At 70.5% G+C, this 12,945-nt stretch carries 13 protein-coding genes; 6 read left to right on the top strand and 7 right to left on the bottom strand.

The window, feature by feature from the left end; translation table 11 throughout:
- Positions 1-85: 85 nt before the first annotated feature.
- From ACZ59A_RS03225 to uppS, 5 genes are all read right to left on the bottom strand, one after another.
- Positions 86-808 carry a sensor histidine kinase gene (locus ACZ59A_RS03225; protein WP_470952802.1) on the bottom strand — a complete coding sequence of 241 codons (723 nt, stop codon included), beginning with the start codon at positions 806-808 and terminating at the stop codon, positions 86-88.
- An 11-nt stretch (positions 809-819) separates the two neighbouring features.
- A complete protein-coding gene (locus ACZ59A_RS03220) occupies positions 820-1,557 on the bottom strand; it encodes a response regulator transcription factor (RefSeq protein WP_470952799.1) in 738 nt (245 codons plus the stop codon).
- A 164-nt stretch (positions 1,558-1,721) separates the two neighbouring features.
- Entirely contained in the window at positions 1,722-2,048 is a 327-nt protein-coding gene (locus ACZ59A_RS03215) for an antibiotic biosynthesis monooxygenase family protein (RefSeq protein ID WP_470952796.1), read from the bottom strand.
- Positions 2,049-2,099: 51 nt separating this feature from the next.
- Positions 2,100-3,509 (bottom strand): oxygenase MpaB family protein, encoded by a 1,410-nt coding sequence (locus ACZ59A_RS03210; protein WP_470954631.1) that lies wholly within the window; start codon positions 3,507-3,509, stop codon positions 2,100-2,102.
- 98 nt (positions 3,510-3,607) lie between these two features.
- Entirely contained in the window at positions 3,608-4,405 is a 798-nt protein-coding gene (gene uppS / locus ACZ59A_RS03205) for a polyprenyl diphosphate synthase (protein ID WP_470952793.1), read from the bottom strand.
- Positions 4,406-4,598: 193 nt separating this feature from the next.
- Here uppS and ACZ59A_RS03200 point away from each other — a divergent pair, with 193 nt between their 5' ends.
- Positions 4,599-5,018: a nuclear transport factor 2 family protein gene (locus ACZ59A_RS03200; protein WP_470952790.1), complete on the top strand. Its 420-nt coding sequence runs from the start codon at positions 4,599-4,601 to the stop codon at positions 5,016-5,018.
- On the opposite strand, the gene ACZ59A_RS03195 is transcribed toward ACZ59A_RS03200, so the two are convergent.
- A complete protein-coding gene (locus ACZ59A_RS03195; protein WP_470952788.1) occupies positions 5,015-5,425 on the bottom strand; it encodes a DUF2000 family protein in 411 nt (136 codons plus the stop codon). The genes ACZ59A_RS03200 and ACZ59A_RS03195 overlap by 4 nt on opposite strands.
- A gap of 67 nt (positions 5,426-5,492) precedes the next feature.
- On the opposite strand from ACZ59A_RS03195, the gene ACZ59A_RS03190 reads away from it, so the two are divergent.
- The 3 genes from ACZ59A_RS03190 (at position 5,493) to ACZ59A_RS03180 (ending at position 9,486) form a co-directional block, all read left to right on the top strand.
- Positions 5,493-6,389, top strand: a complete 897-nt coding sequence (locus ACZ59A_RS03190; protein ID WP_470952786.1) for an AraC family transcriptional regulator — start codon at positions 5,493-5,495, stop codon at positions 6,387-6,389.
- A 275-nt stretch (positions 6,390-6,664) separates the two neighbouring features.
- Positions 6,665-8,728: a bifunctional glycosyltransferase 87/phosphatase PAP2 family protein gene (locus ACZ59A_RS03185; RefSeq protein WP_470954629.1), complete on the top strand. Its 2,064-nt coding sequence runs from the start codon at positions 6,665-6,667 to the stop codon at positions 8,726-8,728.
- A gap of 86 nt (positions 8,729-8,814) precedes the next feature.
- The gene (locus ACZ59A_RS03180) at positions 8,815-9,486 is read left to right on the top strand and encodes a superoxide dismutase family protein (protein ID WP_470952782.1); all 672 of its coding nucleotides are present in this window, start codon (positions 8,815-8,817) and stop codon (positions 9,484-9,486) included.
- A gap of 16 nt (positions 9,487-9,502) precedes the next feature.
- Here ACZ59A_RS03180 and ACZ59A_RS03175 read toward each other — a convergent pair whose 3' ends face one another.
- Positions 9,503-10,735 carry a cytochrome P450 gene (locus ACZ59A_RS03175; protein WP_470952779.1) on the bottom strand — a complete coding sequence of 411 codons (1,233 nt, stop codon included), beginning with the start codon at positions 10,733-10,735 and terminating at the stop codon, positions 9,503-9,505.
- Positions 10,736-10,972: 237 nt separating this feature from the next.
- Here ACZ59A_RS03175 and ACZ59A_RS03170 point away from each other — a divergent pair, with 237 nt between their 5' ends.
- Entirely contained in the window at positions 10,973-12,142 is a 1,170-nt protein-coding gene (locus tag ACZ59A_RS03170; RefSeq protein ID WP_470952776.1) for a steroid 3-ketoacyl-CoA thiolase, read from the top strand.
- Between the two features lie 144 nt (positions 12,143-12,286).
- Positions 12,287-12,820 (top strand): hypothetical protein, encoded by a 534-nt coding sequence (locus ACZ59A_RS03165; protein WP_470952774.1) that lies wholly within the window; start codon positions 12,287-12,289, stop codon positions 12,818-12,820.
- Positions 12,821-12,945: the final 125 nt, after the last annotated feature.

Genomic DNA, 12,945 nt, shown 5'->3' with positions numbered 1-12,945 from the left:
GGGATTCCGACAGGAGCGGAGCGTTGAACCTGTGTGCACCGGGGACGTGATGACCAGCGAACCTCCCCGACCTGACGCCGCCCGGTCAGTTGCCTGACGAAACGCTGACTGTGGGCAAGGCCACAGTGACCGTCGTACCGCGGTCCGGTGCGCTGCTCACGGCCACCTCGCCGCCGTGCCGTTCGACCACCTTGCGCACGATGGTGAGCCCGAGGCCGTCCCCCGGCTCGCCGCGGCCGTCCTCGGGGGACGGCGTGGTCAGCCGGGCGATCGCCCGCGCGTCCATGCCCGGCCCCCGGTCGCCGACCGACAACTCGACCCACGGCTCCCCGCCGGGCCCGCGCACCGGCCCGCGCACCGCCACGGTCACCGGGGTTCCGGCGGGGGTGTGCTGCAGGGCGTTGCCCAGCAGATTGCGGACGGCGTGCCGCAGCATCCGGTTGTCGGCGACGAGCGCCGTCCGGCCGGAGTTCTCGCGCGTGATGGGGCGTTCGGGGTCCAGCAGCCCCAGGTCCGCGACCGCCTCGTCGGCGACGTCCCGCAGATCCACCGGCTCCAGGCGCGACGCCCGCTCCCAGGAGACGTCCGAGACGTCCGAACGGGGAAACACCCGCTGGGTCGCCTCGTACATATGGTCGGCCTCTTCCTGGATGCGCCGCAGGGCGCGCACCATCAGCGCGGGGTCGTCGCTGAGCCCCTGCAAGGGCAGTTCGGCCCAGCCGCGGATGGTCGTCAGCGAGGTGCGCAGCTCGTGCAGCAGCACCTCCACGCGCTGCTGCCGCTCGTCCTCGGGCCGGCCGTCGTCCATGGCGCCTCTCATCAAGCCGTGAGTTGGCCGAGCCAGTAGCCGAAGCCACGGCGGGTGTGGATCAGCGCCGGACCGTCCTCGTCGACCTTGTGCCGCAGCCGGGAGATCAGCTTCTCGATGGCGTTGTCCCCGTAGGCCCGGTGGTCCTTGAACCACAGGTGCTCACCGATCTGCTCCTTGGACACCACCCGTCCGGCGTTGACCAGCAGATAGCGCAACAGCCGGTACTCGGCGGGCGTGAGCTCCAGCGCGCGGCGACCGCGCAGGGCCTGCCGCGTCGTATCGTCCAGCTCCAGATCCGCGTACCGCGGCGGCGCCTCCTCCCGCGCCCCGCGCCGCCGCCGCCCGCGCAGCAGCACCTGCACCCGGGCCAGTACCTCGGCGATCCGGAACGGCTTGGTGACGTAGTCGTTCGCGCCGATGCCCAGCCCGGTGACCAGCGAATCCAGCGAGTCGCGCGCGGTGAGGAAGAGCACGGGCGGATGGTCCTCGTCGGCCGCCACCAGCCGTCTGCACACGGTGAACCCGTCCAGATCGGGCAGCATCACATCCAGAATCACCAGATCCGGCCGCTCCCGCCCCACCCGGTCCAGCGCCTCACCCCCGGTGGCCGCGGTGCCGACCTGATACCCGGCCAGCTCCAGGGTGGTCGAGAGCAGTTCGGCGATCCTGGACTCGTCGTCGACGACCAGAATGCGCTGCCCATCCCCACGGGCGGGCACCGGCTTCTCTCTGACACTCCCGTACACAAGGTGACCCTAGATGAACCGTCCCTCCCACGGCACCAGGGCCCTGACCCCCACCGATGAGTTCAGGACAGCGCCGGTTTCACCCACCGGCCGGGACGCCATGGGCTGATCGCGAGACCCGGGAGAGGGGCCGTGGCGATCAGCTCATGGGCGGGGCGGGGGCGTCAGCTCTGCTTCGGGGAAGCCTGCTGGACGACCTCGAAGGACCAGAGGGTGGAGCCGGCCGCGGCGGGCTTCTGCTGGGGGGCGTCCTCGCCGCCGCGCTGGTGGGCGGCCTTCATGGGGCCCTCCATCCATGCCTGGAAGTCCTCCTCGCTGCGCCAGCGGGTGTAGACGAGGTACTGGTCGGTGCCCTCGACGGGGCGCAGCAGCTCGAACCACTCGAAGCCGTCGGAGTTCTCCACGGTCCCGGCGCGGGAGGCGAAGCGCTTCTCCAGCACCTCGCGCTGCTCCTCGGGAACGGTCAGCACATTGATCTTGACGATGCTCATGGGCCCATCCTGCCTCATCCCCGACCCCGAGGGCGGTGGCGCCTGGGCGGCTCACGCCTGGGTGAGCAGAGGATCGTAGGGCGTCGATCGCCGGCGGCCGGACATGAAGGACAGGAAGTCCCCGATGAAGGCGCCGCGCGTGTAGGTGCGGTCGGTGCCGACGGCGTCGCGGTGGAACGCGGTCAAGAACAGCGTCCGGTATTCGTCCGCGTTGATGCGCTGGTCGCCGTCCTTGTCGGTGGCGTCGAAGAGGACCTCGGCGACCTTGATCAGGGCGGGGCCGGCCAGGGAGGGGACGGCGGCGGCGTACTCACGGGCGCTGACGCGGCCGTCACCGTCGGTGTCCAGTGCCGTCTGGAGTTCACGCCACCAGTCGGCGCAGGCGTCGTAGAGCCTTGTTTCCCCGGGCTCCTCCAGGTCGAGGCGGGTGGACAGTTCGCGGGCCATGGCGGCGAGGTCCGGCCAGTCCAGGTACCCGTCGCCGGTCTGGTCGAGTACCTCGCGGAAGAACTCCTCCGCACTGCGTTCGGTGGCGGTGCGGGAGACGGGTTCCGGTTGTGCTGAGAGAGGTGTGATGAGCCGGATCAGGGCACCGGCCCGCCGCATCTTGTCGTGCAGGGCGGTGACCGCCCGGGCGCGCGGGTCGTCACTGTCGGGCGAGAGAGCCAGCAGGTCGGCGATGGCGTCGGCCCGGATCCAGCCGTCCGGCAGGAACCGGGCCAGGCCGACGGCCAGATAGGCCCCCTGCATCAGGGCCCGGGCACCGGGCATCTCGGGCAGCCCGGCACGGCGGCGGAAGGGCTCCGGGAGCGAGGCGACGGTGATCGCCCCGATGAGCGGGCCGACGACGGCCCGGCCGGTGGCCCACAACGTGGGCACCCCGCCCAGCAGGGCCGGAGCGGGCAGATGGTCGAACAGCTTGTAGAGGATGATCCGCATCGCCTCGGTGTTCTCCAGCTCCTGTGCCACCACGCGGTCGTAGTAGGGCCAGAACTCGGAGAGGGCGGGCGGCAGGTGACCGGACGACTCTTCCATGGTGGCCAGGTACGCCCGGAACTCGGCGTACAGCCGCTCCATGGCGTGCTGTTCGAGCGGCTGGCCGCTCAGTCGGCACATGGTCACGGTGCTCTCGAACATGGTCGCCACCACCCAGGCCCGTACGGCGGGGTCCATCGCGCTGTACGGGCGGCCCCGCGGGTCGGTTCCGTTGAGCCGTGTGTGGAGACGGTTCAGCCGTGCCGCCTCCCGGAGCCGTACGTCTTCGTCGTCACCGAACATGCGCTGCAAGCTGCGGAAGGTGTTGCGCAGCCGTCGCCACGGGTGGGTGACGAAGGTGGAGTTGTCGATCAGCGCGGCGCCGATCTGCGGGTGCGCGGCCTCCAGCACGGTCGCCCGGACCATGGCCAGCGCCCAGCGCGGATCGTTGACGAATTCCTGGAACTGCGAGCCCGCGCCGAACAACGGCGCCTGTCCGTTCGCCGTGCCCGGCCCTGATGGACCGCCGTCGAACTCGGCCGCACCGTCCTGGGCGCTGCCGGGGTGTCCGCCGTCTGCGATGGTCACGGTCGGGAGTCTCCGTTCTGCTCGGGCAGCACGCCACCGAAGCGGCGGTGGCGTTGCCTGTAGGTGTGCAGGCATTCGAGGAAGTGCGGCGCGCGGAAGTCGGGCCACAGCACGGTCGGGAAGACCCATTCCGCGTAGGCGACCTGCCAGAGCATGAAGTTGGAGATGCGCTGTTCCCCCGAGGTCCGGATGACCAGATCCACATCGGGGGTGTCCGGTAAGGGCAGATGGGCGGCGAAACTCCGCTCGTCCACGGCCTCGGCCGCCACACCCGCGCGGATCAGCGACCGCGCGGCCGCGACGATGTCCCCCCGCCCGCCGTGATCGAACGCGATGGTCAAGGTCATGCCCCGGTTGTCGCCGGTCAGGGTCATCAGGTCGGCGAAGTCGCGGGCCAGCGCCCGGGGGATCCTGGGGTCGCCCACCCCGAGGAAACGGCAGCGGATCCCCCGCGCGTGCAGCAGTGGCGCGTGCTTGCGCACCACCCCGCGCACCAGCCGCATCACATAGTCGACCTCGGCACTCGGCCGGCTCCAGTTCTCGGTGGAGAAGGCGTACAGGCTCAGCCACTCCACGCCCGCGCCCCGGGCCGCCTCGATGACGTCGATCACGGTCGTCTCCGCCGCGCGATGACCTGCCGTACGCGGCAGCGACCGCTGGGCCGCCCACCGGCCGTTGCCGTCCATCACACACGCCACGTGACGCGGCGCCCTGAGCGGCCGGTCGCCATCGGCGAACCGCAACGCGGCGGTGGGATCGGCGAACGCGTCGCCCGCAGTGTGCCCGATTACCATGCCAGCCCCCCGGCCCCGACCCTCACGCCCCTCGCACTTGAGGCAGAGTGCCAGCCCCCGAGCCCGAATGCCGTGCCGGAGCCGGACATTCACCCTTGGAACTACAGTTCGAGTGTGTCGTTTCCCGCGCTCCGGGGTGGCGATGTCGGAAACGCGCCAGCCTCTTCGCTCGCGCCCTTCTAGGTTCGCGGGCATGCCACCACACAACGAGACGATCATCCGGAACGCCTGGAAGGCGTTCGCCAGCCATGACGCCGAGCAGATCTCCGCGGTCTTCACCGAGGACGCCGAGTGGCTGGCGCCCGCGGGGAACGCGACTGCCGTCGCGTTGGAGGCGCCCAGTCACATGGTCGGCAGGCAGGCCATCGTGCGCTTCCTCGCCGAGGACTTCCCCCGCTTCTTCGTGCGCGACGTCGCCGTCACCTTCCACGGTGTCCACACCGCCGGTGACCGGGTGATCGTGGAGGAGACCATGACGGCGACGCTCGCGAACGGCCATCACTACGCCAATGACTACTGCTTCGTCTTCGAGCTCCGGGACGGGCTGATCCACCGGGTGCGGGAGTACATGGACACCGCGCGCGGGCACCGCATGGTCTTCGGTGATCCCTAGCGGTGCGGTCGCAGGCCCCTCGTCGCCTTGTCGACCTGGCCGCGCGGGCCGTAGAGGGCGAGGCCGACCAGGTTGAGGTCGGGGGCCTCTACGGTGCGGACCGTGGCGCGGTTGTCGTCCTCGTTGTCGGTGCCGAACAGCTCCTCCGTGTAGAGGGCCGTCGGGAGGCCGAGGGTGAGGGCGCGGGTGTGGGCGCGGAAGAGGCCGGGGGCGTCGGCGGCGTAGACGAGGACCGGTTCGCGGAACATCGGGAGGTATGTGTTGCCCGAGGCGTCCTCGTACGGTTTGCCGACGATGTCGTCGGTGGCGTGGGAGAGTCCGCTGGAGAGGAATGCCGTCACGTTCAGCTTCTGCCAGTCGGCGAGGTCGTCCCGGACGATGACGGCGATCTTGGTGTCGAATCGCATGCCGTCACCTTCGCCCCGGCCGCGAGGCCCCGTATTGAACGCTGGTGCGAGACGGCAGAATGGGGTGATGGGTGTGGGAGGCACGGAGGTCGGCGGGGGGTCGGGCGACTGGGCGCGGTACTGGCGCGACCCGGAGCGGTCCGTCGAGGCCATGCACGCGCACTTCTTCAGCCATCGCTTCCATCCGCACAGCCACGACACCTACTCCTTCGCCGTCACCGAGATCGGCGCGCAGCGCTTCCGCTGCCGGGGCGCGCTGCGCACCAGCGGGGCGGGGATGGTGATGGTGTTCAACCCGGACGATCCGCATGACGGGGAAGCGGCCGCCGAACTCGGGTACAAGTACCGCATCATGCACATTGGCCCGGATGTGGTGCGGAATGTCCTGTCGGATGTACGGGCCAGCGCGGACGGGCAGGTGCCGTTGCCGCTGTTCGACCAGCCCGTGCTGGACGACCCGGTCCTGGGGCGCGCCCTGTTACGGCTGCACACCGCCCTGATCGGCGGCGCCGGTCCGCTCGTCCGGGACGAGCGGCTGATCGCGGCCGTCGGCGCGATGGTGCGGCGCAGCGCCACCCGCCCGATGCGGGCCAGGGGGCTGCCGGCCGGGAGCGGCGGGCAGGCGTGGGCCGCGCGGCGGGCGCGGGCGCTGCTGGAGGAGGAGTACGGGACGGAGATCTCGGCGGAGCGGCTGGCGGAGGCGGCGGGGTGCAGCCGGTTCGCCCTGTACCGGGCGTTCCGGGCGGAGTACGGGATGGCGCCGAGCGACTTCCAGCGGCAGCTGCGGCTGCGCCAGGCGCGCGGACTTCTGGTGGCGGGTCGTACGGCGGCGGAGGCGGCGTCCGCGGCGGGGTTCGCCGACCAAAGTCACTTCCATCGCTGGTTCGTGCGGTGTTTCGGGATCACTCCGGGGGCGTTCCAGCATGCCGCGGGTCCCGATTCGCGGCGGACCCCGCAGCCCTGATGAAATTGGCCCGGACCGTGCCGAGTCCCTCCGTACAGACGCACTCCCGCCAAAGCCTGACAGCTTTCGGCCAACCATGGGCGACAGTCAGGTGAAGTGGGGATGTGACGCGTCTGAGTAATGGGCTCAGTAGGGTCTCAGACGTTGCGAACAGGTGAAGAGGGCGAGTGGGGGAGCGGCAGGGCGTGGCGAACGTGGAGCGAAACGGACTGCGGAGTACCCCGGGCACGGGGGCGGGCCCGGGTGCCCTCGGGGCGCGGACGTCCCGGACGATGATGGTGCTCGCCGCCCTCTGGCTGCTGGCCGGTCTGCTCGCCGTCCGGCAGGCGGCGGCGGTGCTGCGGCTGCCCCCGGACGAGCGGCTGACCGACCTGGAGACCTGGATCGGCGAACAGGGTGTCCTCCATGTGGGCGGTTCGCTCTACGACGGGGACGCGTTCACCGGCACCCCGTTCTCCGGGCTGGTGCTCAAACCGCTGACCCGGGCCGCCGAGCAGAGCCTGGGCGTCGCCTGGACGTTCGGCACCCTGCTGCTCGTCGTCGTCCTCGGGCTGACCGCCGCGCGCGCCCTGCCGGGGCCGGTCTCCCGCCGCACCGCGCTGCTGGCCGCGCCGCTGGCGCTGTGCCTGCTGACGCTGTCCCTCCCGGTCCGCAGCACCTTCACGCTCGGTCAGACCAGCATCATCCCGGTGCTGTTGGTCGTCCTCACCGTGCTGCCGCGGACCTCCGGCCGACAGGCGGGCGTCCTCATCGGCGTGGCCGCCGCCCTCCAGCCCGCGCTGCTGCTGTTCGGCGTCGTCCTGTGGCTCCTGGGGCGGCGGCGCTCGGCCGCGCTCGCGGGCGCGACGTTCGCCGTGTGCACCGCGCTGGCCTGGGCCGCCATGCCGCGCGACTCCTGGTCGTACTGGGTCCACCACCTCGGCGGCGCCGGGCTCGGCGAGCCCGCCGACAGCCTGGCCAACCAGTCGCTGCACGGGCTGCTGCTGCGCATCGGCCTGGCGGGCCCGGCCGAGCTGGCGCTGCTCGCGGTCCTGGCGGTGGCGGTCGCGGTCGTCGGCCTGCGGCGCGCGGTGCGGTACGCGCGGGACGGGCAGCTGCTGCTGGCCGCGGCGATCACCGGCTGTGTGGCGCTGGCGGTCTCGCCCACCTCCTGGCAGTACCAGCAGCTGTGGATCCTGCTCGCAGTCGTCGGCCGGGTGGGCCGCCGGGCCACCGACCGGCTGGTGTGGCCGGTGCTGGTGGTGCTGGTGATGACGCTGAGCCGTACCGCGCTGCTGCCCGACATCAAGATCGCCGGGCACATCGGCTACAACGCGCCGCTGCTGGCCGCGCTCGCCGCGGCCTGTCTGGTGCCGTTCGTCTCCCGGACCTCCCCGCAGTGGGACAGCCCTGAGCCGACGCCGGTCCAGGAGCCGCACCGGGGCCGCTTCGCCTGGGTGCCGCTGCTGCGCTTCGTACGGCGGCCGCTGTCCCGGCCGAACCTGCTGCTGGAGCTGATGTTCATCCGCGTCGGCTACTTCGCGTACTCGTGGATCCGGGCCCACGCGCCAGACGAGCGCAGCCTCGCCGAGGGCCACGGCCACCAGGTGCTGTCCCTCGAGCGCTTCCTGCACATCGACATCGAGCACTGGTTCAACCTGCTGGTCGCGGACACCCCGTGGCTGCGGGACGGCATGAACTGGTACTACAGCACCTTCCACTTCCTCATCCCGCTGTCCCTGCTGGGCTGGCTCTATCTGCGCCGCCCCGCGACCTACCGCTGGGCCCGCACCCCGCTCGCGTTCGCGACGATGCTCGCGCTGGTCGGCTTCTGGCTCTACCCGCTGGCCCCGCCGCGGCTGATGGGCCTCGGGTACGTCGACACGGCGCACGGCCCGCAGGATCTGAACAACCCGGACTTCGGCGCGCTCACCAAGCTGTCCAACCAGTACGCGGCCATGCCGTCGCTGCACGTCGGCTGGTCGCTGTGGTGCGGGGTGGTCATCGCGCTGGTGGCGCCGTACCTCTGGATGAAGATCCTCGGCATGCTGTACCCGCTGCTCACGGTCGCGGTGATCGTCGGCACGGCGAACCACTATGTGATGGACGCGGTCGGCGGCGCGGCCGTCGTCGCGGCCGGATTCGGTCTGCAGTACGTGCTGCTCGGGGTCGGCCGGAAGCCGGTCGAGGAGGCGAACGGCTCGGTCACCGAGATGCTGTCGGCGGGCGCCCGGGGCGCACGGGAGCGCGCCCGGGCGCTGGTACGGAGGCCACGCGCCGGGGAGCCGGGCGAAACGTCCCAGGTGGCGGAGGTCCCCCATCCGACGGATGCCGCGGAACCGGCCGATGCCTCGCGTTGAAGGGTCCGGGGCACCGGTCTAGCGTTGAGAAAAGCGGTATAAACGCCAGGAAGTCTCGGGGGTCCCGACCAAGGAGGGATCTGAGGATGTCCCTGGTAACGGCGGCCGCCGCGACGCTGGCCGCATCGATGACCGTCATCTCACCCGCGCTCGCCGCGCCGAGCGCGACGGCCGACCCGCACCCGTCGCCGAACCCCACGGCGTTCGTCCTGGAGAAGTTCCGGCCCGCCTCGCAGGCCCAGGGCGACCGTGGCGCGGTGACGTACGACAGGGCGCTCGTGCCCACGAGCGCCGTGGTGCTCGTCGCGGAGCTGCGGCTCCCGGGGAAGTGGCACGGTGAGATGAGGAACCACGAGATGCGAGAGCAGGGAGAGCACGGGAAGCACGGGATGCCGCCGCGCGGCACGTTCGTCTTCCTGGCCCTGCGCGGGGTCGAACCGGACCACCACTTCGGGATACACGTGCACACCCGGCCGTGCGGCACCACGCCCGACTCGTCCGGCCCGCACTACCAGAACGTGAAGGACCCGAAGCAGCCGTCGACCAATCCCAAGTACGCCAACGCGCGCAATGAGATGTGGCTCGACACCACCACCAACAGCAGTGGCGACGGCCGCGCCAAGTCCCTGGTGAAGTGGCACTTCAGGGCCGGTGAGGCGCGCTCGGTGGTGATCCACGAGCATGGCACCGCCACCCAGACGGGCCGGGCGGGCATGGCCGGGGACCGGGTGGCGTGCATCAACGTGCCGTTCAAGTGAGGCCGCCGGGCGGCGATTACGCGTAGGTCACCCGCAGCTCCTTGATCCCGTTCAGCCAGGCCGACCGCAGCCGCCTCGGGGCGCCGGTGAGGCGGATGCCGGGGAGGGTGTCCGCGATGGCGTTGAAGATCAGCCGGATCTCCAGTTCGGCGAGGCTCTTGCCGAGGCAGAAGTGCGGCCCGCCGCCGCCGAAGCCGAGGTGGGGGTTGGGGTCGCGGGTGATGTCGAAGACCTCGGGGCGGTCGAAGACCTCGGCGTCGTTGTTGGCGGAGGAGTAGAACACGCCGACCCGCTGGCCCGCCCGGATGGACTGGCCGCCGAGCGTGGTGTCCTGGACCGCGGTGCGCTGGAAGGACATCACGGGGGTGGCCCACCGGACGATCTCGTCGGGGGCGGTGGCGAGGCGCTCGCGCTTGAACAGCTCCCACTGCTCGGGGTGGGTGAGGAAGGCGTGCATGCCGTGGCTGATGGCGTTGCGGGTGGTCTCGTTGCCCGCGACGGCCAGCAGCAGGACGAAGAAGCCGAACTCGTCGGACCCCAGGTTGCCCTGGTCCTCGGCGGCGACCAGGGCGCTGACGATGTCCTTGGCGGGGCACTGCTTGCGGTCCGAGGCCAGGTTCATGGCGTACGAGATCAGCTCCATGGCCGACTCGGCGCCGATCTCCTCGGTGATGGCCAGTTCCGGGTCGTCGTACGCGACCATCTTGTTGGACCAGTCGAAGATCTTGGACCGGTCCTGCTGGGGAATGCCGATCAGCTCGGCGATGGCCTGGAGGGGGAGTTCGCAGGCGATGTCGGTGACGAAGTCGCCGGTGCCGTGCTCCTTGGCCCCGGCCACGATGCGTTCCGCGCGGTCGTGGAGGGCGTCCTCCAGGGAGCGGATCGCGCGCGGGGTGAAGCCGCGCTGGACGATCTGGCGGACCCGGGTGTGTTCGGGCGGGTCCATGTTGAGCATGATCAGCTTCTGGACCTCGATCTGGTCGCGCTGGATGTGCTCGTTGAAGCGGATGATCGCGGTGTTGCGGTGCGAGGAGAAGATCTCGGGCCGGGTCGAGACCTCCTTGACGTCGGCGTGCCGGGTGACGGCCCAGTAGCCGTCGTCCTCGTACCCGGCGATGCCGTGCCGCTGGGGGATCCATGACACGGGGGCCGTCTGCCGCAACTGGGCGAACTCGGGGAGTGGCACCCGGTGCTCATGGAGGTCGGGGTCGGTGAAGTCGAAGCCTTCGGGGAGCGCTGGACAGGACATCGGCCACTCCAGATCTGACGGCCTATCAGAAAGTGTCCAGAAGGTAGTAACGGGTTCTATAACTAGCAAGGGCCATGGCGGCCCTTCTTGAGTCGGATGCCTCAACTCGCCCTGTGCACAACCCTTGCGCCGTCAGGCCGGGCCTCAGCAGACTGAGCGAAGAACTAGAACGCGTACTAGTTCTGGCGCGGGCGCTGCCGGGAGCCCCCGCGGACGCGATGGAGAAGAGGACGAGTCATGGCCGCGGAACCCGTCATCGTCGAAGCCGTGCGCACCCCGATCGGGAAGCGCGGGGGCGCGCTCGCCAACCTCCACCCCGCCTATCTCCTCGGGGAAACCTACCGCGAACTCCTCGCCCGCACCGGCATCCAGCCCGACTGCGTCGAACAGATTGTCGGCGGCACGGTCACCCACGCCGGGGAGCAGTCCATGAACCCCGCGCGCAACGCCTGGCTGGCCATGGGCCTTCCGTACGAGACGGCGGCGACGACCGTGGACTGCCAGTGCGGGTCCTCCCAGCAGGCCAACCACATGGTGGCCACGATGGTCGCCACCGGCGTCATCGACGTCGGCATCGGCTGCGGCGTCGAGGCCATGTCGCGGGTGCCGCTCGGCAGCGGCTCCAAGCACGGGCCGGGCAAGCCGTTCCCCGACGAGTGGAACGTCGACCTCCCCAACCAGTTCGAGGCCGCCGAGCGGATCGCGCGGCGGCGCGGGCTCACCCGGGGAAACGTCGACTCCCTCGGGCTGCTTTCTCAGGAGCGCGCGGCCCGGGCCTGGGCCGAGGAGCGCTTCAAGCGCGAGACCTTCGCGGTGCAGGTGCCCACCACCGAGGAGGAGCAGGCGGCCGGGGAGGGCATGTGGCGGGCCGTCGACCGGGACGAGGGGCTGCGCGACACCAGCCTGGAGGCGCTCGGCGGGCTCAAGCCCATCATGCCGACCGCCGTGCACACGGCGGGCAATTCCTCCCAGATCTCGGACGGCGCGTGCGCGGTGCTGTGGGCGTCCAAGCGGATGGCCCGCGCGCTGAAGCTGCGGCCCCGCGCCCGGATCGTCGCCCAGGCCCTGGTCGGCACCGACCCCCACTACCACCTCGACGGTCCGATCGACGCGACCCGGGCCGTGCTGGGGAAGGCCGGGATGACGCTCAAGGACATCGACGTGATCGAGATCAACGAGGCGTTCGCGTCGGTCGTGCTGTCCTGGGCACAGGTCTTCGAGCAGGACCTGGGGAAGGTGAACGTCAACGGCGGCGCCATCGCGCTCGGCCACCCGGTGGGGGCGACGGGGGCGCGGCTGATCACCACGGCGCTGCATGAACTGGAGCGGGCGGACAAGGAGTTCGCGTTGATCACGATGTGCGCGGGCGGGGCGCTGGCGACGGGGACGATCATTCAGCGGCTTTAGCGCTCAAGCGATGCTCTGCAGAGCGCTCAAGCAATGCTCGACCGGTGTGAAGCTAGTCTCTGACATGTCATCAGATCGGCCTATTGAGGTGATTTGTTTTGATATCACCTTTTATATGGCCGGAGTCGAAAGGGATGCGACGACATGTCTGCTCGCCGAATGCTCACCGGTACGTTCCTGGGGCTGGGAGCCCTGCTCATGGTCTCGACCGCGGTCGCCCCGGCCGCCACCGCCGCGCCCGTCCCCGTGACCACCCTCAACTGCGACGGTGACACCTACAAGTGCACGGCCGGGCTGCGGTTCGGCGACGGCCGGTGGGCCGCGGACTGGAACGCGAACGTGTTCCACCAGAGCGCGGCCCGGAGCGCTTCTGTGAAGTCCGCGGAGTCGGTGAAGGCGCCGGTCCCGGTGACGACCCTCAATTGCGATGGTGACACCTACAAGTGCACGGCCGGGCTGCGATTCGGTGACGGCCGATGGGTCGCGCAGTGGGACGCGCGGGTCTTCCACCAGAGCGCGGCCCGGAGCGCTTCCGTGAAGTCCGCGAAGTCGGTGCAGGCGCCGGTCCCCGTGACGGCCCTGAACTGTGACGGCGACACCTACAAGTGCACGGCCAACCTCCAGTTCGGTGACGGCCGGTGGGTCGCCCAGTGGGACGCGCGGGTCTTCCACCAGTGAGCGGGCAGTGACGAGCGGGCCCGGTGCGCAGCTTTGCGCACCCTGCCCCCTTTTTTTCTTTCCTCTTCCGTCCTCTTTTTTCTGACACCCCCCAGGCCCTTCAAACCTCCCAGCGCTTGGGTCCC

Source organism: Streptomyces sp. NPDC040405 (genome assembly GCF_055595765.1).
Note: the sequence above shows the minus strand (reverse complement) of the source record. Positions and strands in the feature narration are given on the sequence as shown.